General features: G+C 66.0%; 13 protein-coding genes. 6 read left to right on the forward strand and 7 right to left on the reverse strand.

Translation table 11 applies throughout. The annotated features are described in order from the left end of the window. Positions 1-167 precede the first annotated feature (167 nt). Both rpsO and tsaD read right to left on the reverse strand, forming a co-directional pair. Positions 168-437 (reverse strand): 30S ribosomal protein S15, encoded by a 270-nt coding sequence (gene rpsO / locus GTZ97_RS11675; protein WP_161650816.1) that lies wholly within the window; start codon positions 435-437, stop codon positions 168-170. A gap of 173 nt (positions 438-610) precedes the next feature. Then, positions 611-1,675, reverse strand: coding sequence for a tRNA (adenosine(37)-N6)-threonylcarbamoyltransferase complex transferase subunit TsaD (gene tsaD, locus GTZ97_RS11680; RefSeq protein ID WP_161650817.1), 1,065 nt, complete (start codon positions 1,673-1,675; stop codon positions 611-613). A gap of 238 nt (positions 1,676-1,913) precedes the next feature. On the opposite strand from tsaD, the gene GTZ97_RS11685 reads away from it, so the two are divergent. From GTZ97_RS11685 to GTZ97_RS11695, 3 genes are all read left to right on the forward strand, one after another. Beyond that, positions 1,914-3,158 (forward strand): CmpA/NrtA family ABC transporter substrate-binding protein, encoded by a 1,245-nt coding sequence (locus GTZ97_RS11685; RefSeq protein ID WP_161650818.1) that lies wholly within the window; start codon positions 1,914-1,916, stop codon positions 3,156-3,158. A 220-nt stretch (positions 3,159-3,378) separates the two neighbouring features. Continuing rightward, the gene (gene ntrB, locus GTZ97_RS11690) at positions 3,379-4,305 is read left to right on the forward strand and encodes a nitrate ABC transporter permease (protein WP_161650819.1); all 927 of its coding nucleotides are present in this window, start codon (positions 3,379-3,381) and stop codon (positions 4,303-4,305) included. 34 nt (positions 4,306-4,339) lie between these two features. After that, a complete protein-coding gene (locus tag GTZ97_RS11695) occupies positions 4,340-5,140 on the forward strand; it encodes an ABC transporter ATP-binding protein (protein WP_161650820.1) in 801 nt (266 codons plus the stop codon). Positions 5,141-5,280: 140 nt separating this feature from the next. Here GTZ97_RS11695 and lgt read toward each other — a convergent pair whose 3' ends face one another. Then, positions 5,281-6,099 (reverse strand): prolipoprotein diacylglyceryl transferase, encoded by an 819-nt coding sequence (gene lgt / locus GTZ97_RS11700; RefSeq protein ID WP_161650821.1) that lies wholly within the window; start codon positions 6,097-6,099, stop codon positions 5,281-5,283. Positions 6,100-6,264: 165 nt separating this feature from the next. Continuing rightward, positions 6,265-6,795, reverse strand: coding sequence for a MarR family winged helix-turn-helix transcriptional regulator (locus GTZ97_RS11705; RefSeq protein WP_161650822.1), 531 nt, complete (start codon positions 6,793-6,795; stop codon positions 6,265-6,267). 15 nt (positions 6,796-6,810) lie between these two features. Between GTZ97_RS11705 and GTZ97_RS11710 the strand changes: the two genes are divergently transcribed. Continuing rightward, positions 6,811-8,247, forward strand: a complete 1,437-nt coding sequence (locus GTZ97_RS11710) for a chloride channel protein (protein WP_330863604.1) — start codon at positions 6,811-6,813, stop codon at positions 8,245-8,247. Here the strand turns inward: GTZ97_RS11710 and otsB are convergent. Together otsB and GTZ97_RS11720 are read right to left on the reverse strand one after the other, a co-directional pair. Continuing rightward, positions 8,138-8,929 carry a trehalose-phosphatase gene (otsB, locus tag GTZ97_RS11715; RefSeq protein WP_161650823.1) on the reverse strand — a complete coding sequence of 264 codons (792 nt, stop codon included), beginning with the start codon at positions 8,927-8,929 and terminating at the stop codon, positions 8,138-8,140. The two genes, GTZ97_RS11710 and otsB, sit on opposite strands and share 110 nt — an antisense overlap. Before the next feature lie 3 nt (positions 8,930-8,932). Next, complete coding sequence (locus GTZ97_RS11720; protein WP_161650824.1) at positions 8,933-11,161, reverse strand: alpha,alpha-trehalose-phosphate synthase (UDP-forming); 2,229 nt, start codon at positions 11,159-11,161, stop codon at positions 8,933-8,935. Positions 11,162-11,226: 65 nt separating this feature from the next. Here GTZ97_RS11720 and GTZ97_RS11725 point away from each other — a divergent pair, with 65 nt between their 5' ends. Together GTZ97_RS11725 and GTZ97_RS11730 are read left to right on the forward strand one after the other, a co-directional pair. Then, positions 11,227-13,035 (forward strand): glycoside hydrolase family 15 protein, encoded by a 1,809-nt coding sequence (locus tag GTZ97_RS11725; protein WP_161650825.1) that lies wholly within the window; start codon positions 11,227-11,229, stop codon positions 13,033-13,035. 21 nt (positions 13,036-13,056) lie between these two features. Continuing rightward, on the forward strand, positions 13,057-13,983 hold the full coding sequence (locus tag GTZ97_RS11730; RefSeq protein WP_161650826.1) for a mechanosensitive ion channel family protein: 927 nt from the start codon (positions 13,057-13,059) through the stop codon (positions 13,981-13,983). Here GTZ97_RS11730 and ilvD read toward each other — a convergent pair. Further along, on the reverse strand, positions 13,974-15,824 hold the full coding sequence (gene ilvD / locus GTZ97_RS11735) for a dihydroxy-acid dehydratase (protein ID WP_161650827.1): 1,851 nt from the start codon (positions 15,822-15,824) through the stop codon (positions 13,974-13,976). The two genes, GTZ97_RS11730 and ilvD, sit on opposite strands and share 10 nt — an antisense overlap. Positions 15,825-15,875 lie beyond the last annotated feature (51 nt).

The following is a 15,875-nucleotide window of genomic DNA, read 5'->3' on the forward strand; positions in this document are numbered from 1 at the left end:
GCCGCGTTCACCCTTGCGCGATGCCATTCCAGGGACCCGGCCCGGCGTGTCTGGACCGGGCCCTTGGAATGACACAGCGTTCGCTCGTTCGAGTGAGTCGGCTACGTCAAAAACAAAAAGCCTGTGCTGGAAGGACACCAGACAGGCTTTTTGTCGTCATGCGGTGCTTACTTGCGCAGGCCCAGCTTCTGGATCAGCGCAGCGTAGCGATCGTAGTCCTTGGACTTGAGGTAGTCCAGCAGCTTGCGGCGACGGCTCACCATGCGCAGCAGGCCACGACGACCATGGTGGTCCTTCTTGTTGGCCTTGAAGTGCGGGGTGAGCTCATTGATGCGGGCGGTCAGCAGCGCGACCTGCACCTCGGGAGAGCCGGTATCGGCCTGGCCACGGGCGTTGGCCTTGATGATGTCGGCCTTGTTGATGTCTGCAACGGACATGATGTTTCCTGAAACGACAGTGCAGACCGACATCTGCCAGCCCGGGCGCGCCTGAGACAAGCGCAACCCATGCGACCGGGATGCTGGTTTCTGCGTTGACTTGCGCACCAGGTGAAACCAACCCGGTACGTGCGAACCCGCGACTATATCACAACGCCGAAGGGGGACACACCTCAGATTGCAGCCAACGGCCAGCGCGGCTTGACGTCGAAGGCGGCCGCCGGCTGGGGCTGTGCCAGGCCGGCTTGCAGGCGCATGGCTGCCGCCAGGGCAATCATGGCCCCATTGTCGGTGCACAGGTGCATCTCCGGGTAATGCACCCGAAGCCGACGGCGCTGCGCAGCGGCGTCCAGTTGTGCACGCAATCGACGATTGGCGCCCACCCCCCCGGCCACCACCAGCCGGGTCAGGCCGGTCTGCTTGAGCGCGGCCAGCGATTTTCGCACCAGCACGTCGACGATGGCCGCTTGGGTGGAGGCGGCCAGATCCGCCAGGACCGGCGCGGACGCGGGGTCGGCCAGCGTGGCAGGCTGGTCGAGCCAACCCAGGCGCACCAGATGGGTGCGTACCGCGGTCTTCAAGCCCGCAAACGAGAAATCCAGGTTGTCGGCATGCAGCATGGGGCGCGGCAACTCGAACGCGTCGTCGCGCCCCGACTCGGCCAGACGAGACAGGTGCGGCCCACCGGGGTAAGGCAAGCCCATGAGCTTGGCGGACTTGTCAAAGGCTTCGCCGGCGGCGTCATCGACCGTCTCGCCGAGCAGGCTGTACTGCCCCACCCCGTCGACCCGCATCAGTTGGGTATGCCCGCCTGATACCAGCAGGGCCACGAAGGGAAACGTGGGAGGGTCAGCCGACAGAAACGGCGACAACAGGTGCCCTTCAAGATGGTGCACGCCCAGCAAGGGGCGCTGCAGGGCCACACCCAGCGCGCAGGCAAAGCCCGCCCCGACCAGCAGCGCGCCCGCCAGGCCCGGCCCCCGCGTGTAGGCGATCAGGTCCACATCGGCCAGTGCGCAGCCGGCCTCCTGGACGACTTGGCGCGCCAGCGGCACGACTCGGCGAATGTGGTCGCGCGAGGCCAGTTCGGGCACCACGCCGCCGTAGGCCTGGTGCATGTCGATCTGACTGTGCAAGGCGTGCGCCAGCAGGCGGGGCACGCCCGCCGCATCGGCGCGCACCAGCGCCACGCCCGTTTCGTCACAGGACGACTCGACACCCAGGATCAATTGAGACATGCGCGCAGTGTAGTGGAGCGCCCCGCACAAACACGGGGCGAAACAGCGGCGCACAGGTTGGCACGGCCCTTGCGTGATTTGCTGTGAGCAGGGTCAACGGCGACCTTGCGTGACCTGGGTGACCAACGATGGCGCCCGGGGCTGTCGACAAAGGTGTCGTCCGAGGCCTGCTTGCGTTTTGGCGCGAGTGGCGCACGGAGACGCCTTTTTTGTTTTGCCACACAGGAACGCTCGCACCATGAACTCGCAGGACCTCAACAAGACCCGCCGGTCGATCTTGAAAACCGCAGCCGCCGCCACTGCCGTCGGGGTTGTGCCTGGTCTCCAGTCCGTCGTCTGGGCCTCGGGCTCCGACAAGCCGGAGCTGGAAGAGGTCAAGATCGGGTTCATTCCGCTGACCGATTGCGCCTCCGTGGTGATGGCCTCGGTGCTGGGCTTCGACAAGAAGTACGGCATCAAGATTGTGCCCACCAAGGAAGCCTCGTGGGCCGGCGTGCGCGACAAGTTGGTCAATGGCGACCTGCACATGGCCCACGTGCTGTACGGCCTGATCTACGGCGTACAGATGGGCATCGGCGGCCCCAAGAAAGACATGGCCGTGCTGATGAACCTGAACCACAACGGCCAGGCCATCACGCTGTCGAAAGCACTGGCCGACAAGAAGGCCGTGGATGGCGCTTCGCTGGCCAAGCTGATGGGCTCGGACAAGCGCGAGTACACGTTCGCGCAGACCTTCCCGACCGGCACGCACGCGATGTGGATCTACTACTGGCTGTCGACCTACGGCATCAACCCGATGAAGGATGCCAAGGTCATCACCGTGCCCCCGCCCCAGATGGTGGCCAACATGCGCGTGGGCAACATGGACGGCTTCTGTGTGGGCGAGCCCTGGAACCACCGCGCCATCATGGACGGCATCGGCGTCACCGCCGCCACCACCCAGGAAATCTGGAAAGACCACCCAGAGAAGGTGTTGGGTTGCACCGACGAGTTCGTCAAGAAGTACCCCAACACGGCCCGCGCCGTGGTGATGGCCATTCTGGAGGCGGGCAAGTGGATCGACGCAGGCCTGCAGAACAAGCTGAAGATGGCCGAGACCATCGCCGCGAAGTCGTACGTCAACACCGGCGTGGACGCCATCAACCAGCGCATCCTGGGCCGCTACCAGAACGGCCTGGGCAAGACCTGGGACGACCCGAACCACATGAAGTTCTACAACGACGGCGTCGTGAACTTCCCGTACCTGAGCGACGGCATGTGGTTCATGACCCAGCACAAGCGCTGGGGTCTGTTGAAGGACCACCCGGACTACCTGGCCGTGGCCAAGCAGGTCAACAAGATCGATCTGTACAAACAAGCCGCCAGCGCGCTGAACGTGCCAATTCCCAAGGACGTGATGCGCACGAGCAAGATGATCGACGGCGTGGTGTGGGACGGCAAGGATCCCAGGAAGTACGCCGACGGCTTCAAGATCAAAGCCTGATGCACCAAACGGGTGCAACCCGATCGGTTGTTCGCGCTGCTTTCACTGAGCCCCGCTGAATCGCTGGCCGCGGAGTGCCACCACAGGCACCGGCTGCACCCCCGTTGCAGCCAGGTCATCCACTTGACTGGATGGCTCCACCGGCCGACTTCTTGCAGACACCGGATCGGGCCGTTTCACACGACTGCCTGTTTCTCTCGAACCGACTGAGGAGCCCACCATGGTCAGCGCCGTTTTCCACAACCCGCTTGAAGCCCGCGACGCCGCCCGCGCATCGCAGCCCTCTGCCTCTGCCCCATCCGCCATGCCTGCCGTCTCTGCTACTGCTGCCCCGCCCGCAACCGTCGCCCCCGCGGCACCGCCCCGGCCGCCCATCGACTGGGGCGGGCTGGCCATCAAGGTGTTCTCGCCGCTGGCCGGCCTGGCGCTGCTCGTGGGCATCTGGGCACTGCTGACCGCCAAGGGCACCGGCCCCTTCCCCACGCCGGCCGCCACCTGGGACGCCGCCTACGAGCTGTTCAAGGACCCGTTCTATGACAACGGGCCGAACGATCAAGGCATCGGCTGGAACATCCTGTTCTCGCTGCAGCGCGTGGCCATGGGCTTTGGTCTGGCGGCGCTGGTGGGCATCCCGCTGGGCTTCATCATCGGCCGCTTTGCGCTGATCAGCAGCATGCTCAACCCCATCATCAGCCTGCTGCGCCCCGTCTCGCCACTGGCTTGGCTGCCCATCGGCCTGCTGGTGTTCAAGTCGGCTGACCCGGCTGCCATCTGGACGATCTTCATCTGCTCGATCTGGCCGATGATCATCAACACCGCCGTGGGCGTGCAGCGCGTACCCGACGACTACCTGAACGTGGCCAAGGTGCTGAACCTGTCGGAGTGGAAGATCGTCACGCGCATCCTCTTTCCCTCGGTGCTGCCCTACATGCTGACCGGCGTGCGCCTGTCGATCGGCACCGCCTGGTTGGTGATCGTCGCAGCCGAGATGCTGACCGGCGGCGTGGGCATCGGCTTCTGGGTCTGGGACGAATGGAACAACCTGAACGTCCAGCACATCCTGATCGCCATCTTCGTGATCGGCGTGGTGGGCCTGCTGCTGGAGCAGACGCTGGTGGCCATCGCCAAGCGCTTCAGTTTCGAATGACCCCGTCCCATCGTTGATTCGAGGAGATCAGACCATGTCCCACTTCATCGACATCCACCAGACCGAGATGGTGTTCCACACCAAGAAGGGTCGTTTTCATGCGCTGCGCGAGATCAACCTGGGCATCGACAAGGGCGAATTCGTCGCGCTGATCGGGCATTCGGGTTGTGGCAAATCGACGCTGCTCAACCTGATTGCCGGCCTGTTGCAACCCACAGCGGGCGGCCTGCTGTGCGATAACAAAGAGATCGCCGGGCCCGGACCCGAGCGCGCGGTGGTGTTTCAGAACCACTCATTGCTGCCCTGGCTGACGTGTTACCAGAACGTCTACCTGGCGGTTGAACGCGTGTTCGCCGCCAAGGAGGGCAAGGACAAGCTCAAGCAGCGCACCCTGGCCGCGCTGGACCTCGTGGGCATGAGCCACGCCATCCACAAGCGGCCCGCGGAAATCTCGGGCGGCATGAAGCAGCGTGTGGGCATTGCCCGCGCCCTGGCCATGGAGCCCAAGGTGCTGCTGATGGACGAGCCTTTTGGCGCGCTGGATGCGCTCACGCGCGCCCACCTGCAGGACGAGTTGCTGAAGATCGTGGCCCGCACGCAGAGCACCGTGGTCATGGTGACGCACGATGTGGACGAAGCCGTGCTGCTGTCGGACAAGATCGTGATGATGACCAACGGGCCTGCGGCCACCATCGGCGAGGTGCTGCCCGTGCCGCTGGCGCGCCCCCGCGACCGTGTGGCACTGGCCGAAGACCCGACCTACATGGCCTGCCGCAAAGCGGTGCTCGACTTTCTGTACACCCGGCACGGCCATCCGCAGCGCGACGCGGCCTGAGCAGCCCGCCGCTGGGGCCCGCGATGTGCACGCAAACCTGGCATGCCGCTTGCAACAGTGCGTGTGGCTGCCTGATTCGCCAGAGCCAGGCGGCCTTCCTCAGCGGGGGTCAGTGGGTCCGCGAATATCCACAGACCTCTTCACGCCTCCTGGCCTACGGGCTGGGGGGCGTCTTTTTTTGCGGTGACCCACATCAGGGCGCCCAGGGCCACCATCGGCACGCACAACCACTGCCCCATGCTCAGATTCAGTGCGAGCAGGCCGAGGAAATCGTCGGGCTCGCGGAAGGCCTCTGCCACAAAGCGCAGCGTGCCGTAGCCGATCAGAAAGAGCGCGGCAACCCGCCCCAGGGGACGCGGCTTGCGGCCATACCACTGCAACACCGCAAACAGCAGCAGCCCTTCCAATGCGAACTGGTAGAGCTGCGAAGGATGGCGCGGCAGGTCGCTGCCGGATTGCGGGAACACCATGGCCCAGGGCACGTCGGCCGTGGTGACGCGGCCCCAGAGTTCGCCGTTGACGAAGTTGCCAAGGCGGCCCGCGGCCAGACCGATGGGCACGCATGGCGCCACCAGATCGGCCACTTCCCGGAAGGTGCGCTGGCGCAGGCGCGCGTACAGCGCCATGGCTGCAATGACACCCAGCAAGCCACCGTGAAAGGCCATGCCGCCCTGCCAGACGGCCAGGATCTCGCCGGGATGCGCCAGGTAATGGGCCGGTTTGTAGAACAGGACATAACCCAAACGCCCCCCGAGGATGACCCCCATGACGCCAAAGAACAGCAGGTCTTCGATGGCTTGCCGGTGCCAGCCGGCCTGGGCGAACGGCGCTTGCGCAGCGCGGCGGACCGCCAACCAGTAAAACAGACCGAATGCGGTCAGGTAGGTCAGCCCATACCAATGGATGTGGACCGGCCCCAGCGACAGGGCCACAGGATCGAATTGAGGGTGAATCAACATGCGCCCGACGATACCGCATCGTGGCAGGGCAGACGGCACCACTCAGGACCGGGCGAGAAAAAAAGGCCCCGCCAGCGGCGAGGCCTCAACTTGAACACTCCTGAATGCAACGTGCGGCAAGCTTGCCAGATCGTCACGCGGCCGATTATATGGGTGCAAATCGGTTCAGCCCAGCCCCGCCAACGGTGTGCGCGCGGCCGTTTCCGGCTCCTCCACGCTGAGCACGTCGATCAGGGTGGCCAGGTCGTCGCTCAGCCGGTCCAGGGTTTCCGCATCGAGACGCCCCAGTGCGTCCGGCAGCACACCGGCAAACGGACCCGGCGCCGTCGCCAGTACCGCCACGCCCTCGTCTGTGACGAACAGGTTGACCGCCCGACGATCACCTTCATCCCGCGACGAACGCACCAGACGCTTGCGAACGAGCAACCGGATGAGGTTGCTGGCGGTCGACTGGTGCACGTCCATGGCATCGGCCAGTTCGCCCATGCCGATGCCCGGTCGTTTCGCCACCAGACTCAGCGTCCACAGCTGAGCGCCGCCGAGCCCCGACTGGCGCTCGATCTGTTGAAAGTGGTTCCGCACAGTGTTGAACACGATGCGGAACTGGCGAAGCACCTGCGCCGCCTGAGGGGTGAGGCCGTCGATGGCGTCTTCGACCGATACGGCGGGGCGGGTTCGCTTGAGGCGTTCTGACATGATGAAAGGCTGGCTGTGAACGAGCCCTCTAACGCATCACCGGCCTCGGTGGCTGACTCGGTCAGAGAAGAATTATCCGACTGGCGGCGCTGGGCTGCACGCGCCGTTGTATTGGGGTTTGCCGTACTGGCCGGGCTCAGCGTGGTGTTGCTGACGCGGCTGTCGGAATGGGCACTGAGCGGCTTTTTTCGCATCACGGAGAGCCATCCCGGATGGGCGCTGGTGTGGACGCCGCTCGTGACCGCGGCTGTGGTGTGGCTCACCCGACGCTGGGCGCCGGGCGCGGCGGGTTCGGGCATCCCGCAGGTGCTGGCTGCGCTCGACCAGAATGTGCCGCCTCAGCAGCGTGGGCTGTTTGTCTCGCTGCGCTTGTCAGTGGCCAAATTGTTGCTGACCACAGGCAGCCTGCTGGCCGGTTTGTCTACCGGCCGGGAAGGCCCTTCGGTTCAGGTGGCCGCCGGCGTGATGCACCACGCGCGCCGCTGGCTGCCGCGAGGCAGTCAGATCAGCGAACGCAGCCTGATGGTGGCGGGTGGTGCGGCCGGCGTGGGCGCGGCCTTCAACACGCCGCTGGGGGGGGTGATGTTCGCGATTGAACAGCTGTCCCGGAAGCCCGAGGACCGCTCCAGCGGGCTGCTGATCGCCGCCATCGTGCTCTCTGGCCTGATCGCAGTCTCCATCTATGGCGACAAGGCGTACTTTGGCGAGATCCAGACGTCAGCCAGCCCGGCGGCATTGTGGTGGCCGGGCCTGTGCATCGCCCTGGCGACTGGGCTGGCCGGCGGCGTGTTTTCTCGCCTGGTGGTGCAATCGCTGGTCGGGGGGCATGACCGCCTGAGCCGCTGGCGTGAGCGACGGCCCGTGGCCTTCGCGGCTGCGTGCGGGCTGGCGGTGGCCGTCATTGGCGTGGTCAGCGGGGGCGCAACCTTTGGCAGCGGCTACGCCACCACGCATACGCTGCTCACGGGGCAGGACGACACCCACGCGCTGTACGCGCCCCTGCGCTTTCTGGCCACCTGGCTGTCGGCCTGGTCGGGTGCGCCGGGCGGCGTGTTCGCCCCGTCCCTGGCCATCGGGGCCGGCATCGGCAGCGACGTTGCCCAATGGTTGGGGCACCTGCGGGAGCCCGCCTTCATTGCGCTGGGCATGGTGGGCTTTCTGGCCGCGGCCACCCAGGCCCCGATCACGGCGTTCATCATCGTCATGGAAATGGTCGAAGGGCACGCCCTCGTGCTCAGCCTGATGGCCTGCGCCATGGTCGCCAGTGCCGTGTCTCGCCTGGTGAGCGCACCGATGTACGCCGCGCTGGCTCAGGCCCAGCTACAGCGCTGCTCGCAGCCCGCTAACGACTGCAGCGCAGACAGGCCGCCAGAAACAACGCCATCTCGGCCGTGCCCCCCAGATGGAACTCCGCCGCAGACTGTCGGGGATCACCGCCCACTTTCACCGTGAACCAGCCGGGCCTGCGGCGCTCGAAGACCGGCTCATCGTTGACATCGTCGCCCGCAAAGACCACGCGCGAGATGCCGGTCCGGGCCACCAGTGTCTCCACCGCATCGGCCTTGTCGGGCGCTTCGTCGGCCATGGCGTTGACCACACACTTGCCGTCGAACGTCCTCAGCCCTCCTCCATGCTCGGCGAGCAGGCCACGCACCACAGACAGCGCGTGCTGCCGGTCCCGCGAGAGCCGATAGTGAAAGGCCAGCGACAAGCCCTTGTCCTCGACCTGCACGCCCGCATCGCCGAGCGAAGCTGCCCAGGACCCGTCACACGCCGCCCGCAGTTCATCCAGCGCGCTGCGATGATGGGCAATGCGCTCCGCCGACTGGACATCGGCCGGGTCTTCTGCGCCGTGGCTGCCCAGCACATGGTGAGGCACAAACCCGAGCCGCCCCGCCACGTCGTCCACCGCGCGGCCCGTGACGATGGCCACCACATGGTGCTGCATGAGCGCCTCCAGCGCGCGGGCCACTGCCAGCGGGGCACGTGCGGCATCGGGCTGTGCCACGATGGGCGCCAGCGTGCCGTCGAAGTCGAACACCAACAAGGCGGGCGGCGGGTGCAAAACAGCCTGCAGGTGCTGGCGCCCCTGAGGGCTGAGCGCGGCAAGTCGGGCAGCGGCGTGCGTATTCAATGGTCAGGACTCCTTCAAGCGGGCTTCGATTCGGCTGCGCAGACGCAGGCGGGCGGTGTCGGACAGCATGCGACCGGCCCACCGGTAGACGTTGTGTTCACGCACGACCATGCGCAGGCTGGCCATGCGCTCGCGCTGGGCATCGGGCGACATGCCCAGTGCCTGGTGCAGCGCATCCGCGCACTCCTCGACGTGATAGGGGTTGACGATCAGGGCCTCGGCCAACTCGCGCGCCGCGCCAGCAAAGCGGCTCAGCACAAGCACGCCCTGCTCGTCATCACGTGCGGCCACGAACTCCTTGCACACCAGGTTCATGCCATCGTGAAGGCTGGTGACGAGGCACACGTCGGCTGCGCGATACAAGTCCAGGAGCTGATGGGGCTCATGGTGCTGCGCCAGCAGGATTACCGGCACATAGCCAGGCCGGCCATGCCGGGCGTTGATGCGCGCGGTGACACGATGGATACGGTGCTGGAAGTCCTGGTACTCGTCAAGCTCGCTTCGCGTGGGCGCCGCCACCTGAAGCAGACTGACCTCGCCGACCCACTCTGGATACTTGGCCAACAGGCGTTCGAAGGCATGCAGGCGCTCCAGAATGCCCTTCGTGTAATCGAATCGGTCCACCCCGAGAAGGATGCGGTGCTGCGCTGACAGCCCATGCGCCTGACGCACGTTCGCCCGCGCCTCGGCCACGGGCGTCCACCCCGCAGTCTCCTGCTGCGCGGGCCAGCGGATCGAGATCGGATAGTTCGCCACGAGGGTGTCGTGTCCGGCATGGCGGACGATGCCGTGTTCGTGCTCGATGCGCGCCTCCACGAAACGATCGACCGTCTCGATGAAATTGCGCCCGTGCGTGGGCGTGTGGAAGCCGAGAATGGTGCTGCCCAGCAGACCTTCGACGAGAGCCTCGCGCCAGGGGCAGATGCCGAACGATTCGGGGTTGGGCCAGGGAATGTGCCAGAAGGTGATGATGGTGGCCCGCGGCAGGCGCTCGCGCACCATGGCCGGCAGCAGCGCGAAGTGGTAGTCCTGCACCAGAACGATGGGATCGTCGCTCTTGGCCTCGGCCACCACCGCATCGGCAAAGCGCGCGTTGACCTCACAGTAAGCGCGCCAGTCGCTCTCGCGGAACACCGGGCGCACGTGGGCGACATGACATAGCGGCCACAGTCCCTCGTTGGCAAAGCCGTAGTAGTAGCCCTGCTCTTCCTCCGGCGTCAGCCAAACGCGCCGCAGCGTGTACTCGGGTTGCCCAGGCGGGACGCTGACGCGGTCATGGGCGTCCACTGCGTCACGGTCGGCCGAACCGCTGCCGTGAGCGATCCAAGTGCCCGAGCAGGCCCGCATCACAGGCTCGACGGCGGTCACCAGACCACTGGCTGGCCGCCGCACCCGCACGCCCGCGTCGGTGCGCTCATGGATGTACGGCTCACGGTTGGCCACGACGATGACCTGATCGCCACGCAGTTGCGTGTTCAGCAGCGCGCGCAGGCGGGCAGGATCCCACGGCGCATCGGCCACCTGCAGACGACGGTAACCGTCTTCCAGTTCACGCAGGCGCTCGCGCAGTTCCTCGGCCAGGGGCGCCAACTCGGGCACCGGACGGTCGAACGGCCGGATCAGACCCTCGCCCCGAAGAATGGCCCGGGCCCCTGCCACCCAGCCTCGCCAGCTGAGTTGCGCCACCACCATCGTGATCAGCGACATCAGGGCCCCCAGCCCCACCAGCAGCAGCAACAGGTAACCCTGCGTGTCAGCGCTGCGCCGCTGGAGAATGCTCATGTCGTGGACCACGAGCAGATCGGCCAGTGGCACCCCCTCCACCACAATCGGATGGCGCCCCACCTGGACAGCCCCGCTGTGCAGCGACAACAGCCCGGGCGTCTCCGCGGGCGTCTGCACCAGGGCACAGTCGACGGATTCAGGCAATCGGGCGGTCTGGCTGAGCAGCGCCCCATCTGTGCCGCACAAGGCCATGCCGAGCAGCCGCTCGTCGGTGGCGGTGCGCTCGAACAAGGCAGTCAGGCCGGCGAGATCGCCTTCGCTCAGCGAGCGCGCCACCGAATCCGACATGGCATTGGCCACCAGCGTCCCGCGCAACGCGAGGTCACGGGCGGCCCAACGCAGCATCAGGTTGTCGATCAAAGGCAACGACACATAGGCCACAGCGGCAAACACCAGCGCCAAGGGGGCCAGGAATCGAAGTTGCAGGCGGAGGGTCTTGATACGCACTGGACTGGCCGGCAATTTGTATTTGTGCAAATATACATGTGACACAGACTTTCAGGAGGCACACGATGAACCACCCCGCTGCGCACACGGTCTCCATGGACCTGGGTCTGATCGGCAATGGCGCCGTCAGCGCCCTCATCGACCGGCACGGCACGGTGCAATGGGCGTGCCTGCCCCGCTTCGATAGCGACCCGCTCTTCCACGGCCTGCTCGGCGGCGACGGCGCACCAGGGCGCCCCGGACAGTGGTGGATCGAGCTGGAAAACCAGGTGTCATCCGAGCAGCACTACCTTCCCGGCACGGCCATCCTCGTCACGCGTCTGCACAACACGCTGGGCGAAGGCATCGAGATCCACGACTTCGCGCCCCGCTTCCAGCGCCGCGATCGCATGTTCCGCCCCAGCCAGCTGGTGCGTCGCGTGCATGTGCTGCAAGGCCGCCCACGCATCCGGATCGGCCTGACCCCGCGCGGTGGATGGGGCGCCGAGGTGCCCGCCATCACCCGCGGAAGCAACCACCTGCGCTACGTGCTGCCGGACCAGACCTGGCGGCTCAACACCAACGCGCCCATCACCTATGTAGCGCAGTCGACGTGGTTCGCGCTGCACGGGACGCTGAGCTTTTTACTCGGCCCGGATGAAACTTTTTCCGGTGCGATTGAAGAAACCGCCAGACAGTTTGAGGAGCAGACCCATGACCACTGGCGCGAATGGACCCGGCGCCTGGCCATTCCGCTCGACTGGCAGGAGGCTGTGATTCGCTCGGCGATCACGCTCAAGCTGTGTCAGTACGAGGAAACCGGGGCCATCGTGGCGGCGATGACCACCAGCCTGCCCGAAGCGCCCCACAGCGGCCGCAACTGGGATTACCGCTTCTGCTGGTTGCGCGATGCCTTCTTCGTGGTGCGGGCGTTGAACTCGCTGTCCGAAGTCGGCACGATGGAGCGCTACCTGCACTGGCTGCACGACGTGGTCAGCGACAGCCCGGACGGCCACATTCAGCCGCTGTATGGCGTCGGTCTTGAGCACCAGCTCACCGAACACATCGTGAACCACCTGCCCGGCTACCGCGGCATGGGGCCTGTGCGCACCGGCAACCAGGCTTATGAGCACATTCAGCACGACGTGTACGGCAACATCGTGCTGGGCGCAGCCCAGGCCTTCCATGACCACCGCCTGCTGCAACCTGCCGGCCTGGAAGATTTTCGGCGCCTTGAGCGCGTAGGGGAGCAGGCCTGGCGCGTACATGACCAGCCGGATGCCGGCATGTGGGAGCTGCGTACGCGCGCCCGCGTGCACACCTCATCAAGCCTGATGTGCTGGGCGGCGTGCGACCGACTTGCCAAGGTGGCCCACGCGCTCGGCTGCCCCGATGACGCGCTGATGTGGGCCAAGCGCGCGGAAACCATCCGCAACACCATCCTCACCTGCGCATGGCACCCGGGCCGGCAGGCCTTTGTCGAGAGCTTTGGCGGCGAGCACCTGGACGCCAGCGTGTTGCTGATGGCCGAGGTCGGCTTCATCGACCCGTGCGACCCGCGCTTTCTGAGCACGGTGCAGGCGCTGGAAACCCACCTGTGTGAAGGCCCGTACATGCGGCGTTACGAAGCCCCCGACGATTTCGGCAAGCCTGAAACGGCCTTCAATGTGTGCTCGTTCTGGCGCGTGGACGCCCTGGCCCGCATTGGTCGCGTGGACGAAGCACGCGAGCTGTTCTCCACCCTGCTGGCCGCGCGCAACCACGTCGGCCTGCTGTCGGAAGACCTTCACCCGCAGACCGGCGAACTGTGGGGCAACCTGCCTCAGACCTATTCCATGGTCGGCATCATCCACGGGGCCACACGCCTGTCGCGCCCATGGGAAACCGTCATCTGATCACCACAAAAAGGAGTGTGAATGAATCCGCATGAGCAGTTGACCGCCCTCGCGGGCCTGCTGGACGGCGCGGCTGCCGCAACGCTGCGCATCACCGCCATCGTGCTGATGGCCTGGCTGGCTGTGAGCGTGACGCGCCGCCTGATCCGCGGCTTCCATGGGCGCCTGACGGCGCGCATGGAAGACCGCGAAGCCATCCAGCGCGCCGAAACGCTGGCCCGCGCCCTGCGCTATGCCACCACGGTGGTCGTGTGTGCGCTGGCAGGCATGTTGATCCTGGCGGAGCTGGGCGTCTCCGTGGCGCCGCTGCTGGGCGCAGCAGGCGTGGCCGGCGTGGCCATCGGCTTTGGAGCACAAAGCCTGGTGAAGGACTACTTCGCCGGCCTGTCGCTCTTGCTGGAAGATCAGGTGCGTCAGGGCGACGTGGTACGGCTCGGTCAGCACGCCGGCGTGGTGGAAGAAGTCACGCTGCGCTACGTCCGCCTGCGGGACTACGACGGCCATGTGCACTTCGTGCCCAACGGCTCGATCGACAGTGTGGTCAGCATGGGCCGCCATTTCGCCTTTGCCGTGGTCGACATCGGTGTGGCCTATGGGGTGAACCTGGACGACGCGATCCAGACCATGCAGGCCGTGGCCACACAACTGATCGCCGATCCGGAGCATGCGCCGCGCATCGCAGGCGACTTCGAGATCGCAGGCGTCGACCAGTGGGCCAACTCGGCCATCGTGATCCGTGCCCGCTTCAAGGTGGCGCCGCTGCAGCAATGGACGGTACGACGCGCCTACCTGAAACGACTCAAGGAGGCCTTCGACGCCAAGGGCATCGAGATCCCGTTCCCGCACGTGACCGTCGTGCCCAAGGCCGACATGGTTGGCCTGGGCTTGGCCCAGGCCCTGGCGGGCGCGGCGGCATCCACCGCCGCGCCGCCCGGCGCTCAGCGCTGAACCTGGCTGAGGTCGCGGACCGCGCCCGTGTCGGCCGAGGTCGTCAGCAGCGCATAAGCCTGCAGCGCGGCCGACACGTAACGCTCGCGGTTGGCCGGCTTCCAGGCGTTGGGGCCCTTGGCTTCCATCGCCGCACGACGACGGGCCATTTCCTCGTCGCTGATGGCGAGATGGATGCGGCGGTTGGGGATGTCGATCTCGATGGTGTCGCCGTTCTCGACCAGCGCAATGGCGCCGCCCATGGCCGCCTCAGGCGAAGCGTGACCAATGGACAGGCCGGACGTGCCGCCGGAGAAGCGGCCATCGGTCAGCAGCGCGCAGGCCTTGCCCAGACCACGGCTCTTGAGATAAGAGGTGGGATAGAGCATCTCCTGCATACCAGGGCCGCCCTTGGGGCCTTCGTAGCGAATCACCACCACCTCGCCCGCCTGCACCTCTTCACCCAGGATGCCATCGACCGCATCGTCCTGGCTTTCGTAGACCCGGGCCTTGCCCGAAAACACCCAGATCGACTCGTCGACGCCGGCTGTCTTCACAATGCAGCCCTTCTCGGCGATGTTGCCGTACAGCACGGCCAGGCCACCGTCTTGCGTGAATGCGTGGGTGGTGCTGCGGATCACGCCCTTCTCGCGGTCGAGATCCAGCTTCTTCCACCGGCTGTCCTGCGAGAACGCGACCTGGGTGGGGATGCCTCCCGGCGCAGCCTTGTAGAAGGTATGCACGGCCTCGTCCTGCGTCTGCGTGACATCCCACTTGGCAATGGCTTCGCCCATCGTGGGGCTGTGCACGGTCGGCACGTCGGTGTGCAGCAGGCCGCCACGGGCCAGCTCGCCCAGGATGGACATGATGCCGCCCGCGCGGTGCACGTCTTCGATGTGCACGTCCGGCACGGCCGGCGCCACCTTGCTCAGGCAGGGCACCTTGCGCGAGATACGGTCGATGTCCTTCATCGTGAAGTCGACCTGGGCCTCTTTCGCTGCGGCCAGCAGGTGCAGCACGGTGTTGGTGGAGCCCCCCATGGCCACGTCGAGCGCCACGGCATTCTCGAAGGCCTTGAAGCTGCCGATGTTGCGCGGCAACACGCTCTCGTCGTCCTGCTCGTAGTAACGCTTGGCCAGGGCCACCACGGTGCGACCAGCCTGGCGGAACAGCTTCTCGCGGTCGGCGTGAGTGGCGACGATGGTGCCATTGCCCGGCAGCGAGAGGCCCAGCGCCTCGGTCAGGCAGTTCATCGAGTTGGCCGTGAACATGCCCGAGCACGAGCCGCAGGTCGGGCAAGCCGAGCGTTCGACTTCGGCCACTTCTTCATCCGAGCAGCTCTTGTCAGCCGCCTTGACCATGGCGTCGACCAGATCGAGCGCAATCACCTTGCCTTCGATCTTGACCTTGCCAGCCTCCATGGGGCCGCCGGAGACGAACACAACCGGAATGTTCAGCCGCATGGCCGCCATCAGCATGCCCGGCGTGATCTTGTCGCAGTTCGAAATGCACACCAGCGCATCGGCACAGTGGGCGTTGACCATGTACTCGACGCTGTCTGCAATCAGGTCGCGCGAGGGCAGCGAATAGAGCATGCCGCCGTGCCCCATGGCAATGCCATCGTCCACAGCAATCGTGTTGAACTCTTTGGCCACGCCGCCAGCCGCTTCGATTTCACGCGCCACCAGCTGGCCCAGGTCCTTCAGGTGGACGTGGCCAGGCACAAACTGCGTGAAGCTGTTGGCCACTGCGATGATGGGCTTCTCGAAGTCGGCATCCTTCATGCCGGTGGCACGCCACAGCGCGCGCGCACCCGCCATGTTGCGGCCGGCAGTCGTGGTACGGGAACGGTATTGGGGCATGGAGTCAACTCCGTGGGGACAACCAAAGCCCTGAAGTTTAGCCCCCGACCT

The organism is Aquabacterium fontiphilum, from assembly GCF_009909205.1.
In the GTDB taxonomy this organism is placed as follows: Bacteria; Pseudomonadota; Gammaproteobacteria; order Burkholderiales; family Burkholderiaceae_C; genus Aquabacterium; species Aquabacterium fontiphilum.

What these genes read in the sequence shown, in the direction of transcription:
- GTZ97_RS11705 (WP_161650822.1), bottom strand. Translation starts at nt 6,795, where the DNA reads ATGTCAGAACGCCTCAAGCGAACCCGCCCCGCCGTATCGGTCGAAGAC.
- GTZ97_RS11685 (WP_161650818.1), top strand. Translation starts at nt 1,914, where the DNA reads ATGAACTCGCAGGACCTCAACAAGACCCGCCGGTCGATCTTGAAAACC.
- lgt (WP_161650821.1), bottom strand. Translation starts at nt 6,099, where the DNA reads ATGTTGATTCACCCTCAATTCGATCCTGTGGCCCTGTCGCTGGGGCCG.
- rpsO (WP_161650816.1), bottom strand. Translation starts at nt 437, where the DNA reads ATGTCCGTTGCAGACATCAACAAGGCCGACATCATCAAGGCCAACGCC.
- GTZ97_RS11730 (WP_161650826.1), top strand. Translation starts at nt 13,057, where the DNA reads ATGAATCCGCATGAGCAGTTGACCGCCCTCGCGGGCCTGCTGGACGGC.
- ntrB (WP_161650819.1), top strand. Translation starts at nt 3,379, where the DNA reads ATGGTCAGCGCCGTTTTCCACAACCCGCTTGAAGCCCGCGACGCCGCC.
- tsaD (WP_161650817.1), bottom strand. Translation starts at nt 1,675, where the DNA reads ATGTCTCAATTGATCCTGGGTGTCGAGTCGTCCTGTGACGAAACGGGC.
- GTZ97_RS11695 (WP_161650820.1), top strand. Translation starts at nt 4,340, where the DNA reads ATGTCCCACTTCATCGACATCCACCAGACCGAGATGGTGTTCCACACC.
- GTZ97_RS11725 (WP_161650825.1), top strand. Translation starts at nt 11,227, where the DNA reads ATGAACCACCCCGCTGCGCACACGGTCTCCATGGACCTGGGTCTGATC.
- ilvD (WP_161650827.1), bottom strand. Translation starts at nt 15,824, where the DNA reads ATGCCCCAATACCGTTCCCGTACCACGACTGCCGGCCGCAACATGGCG.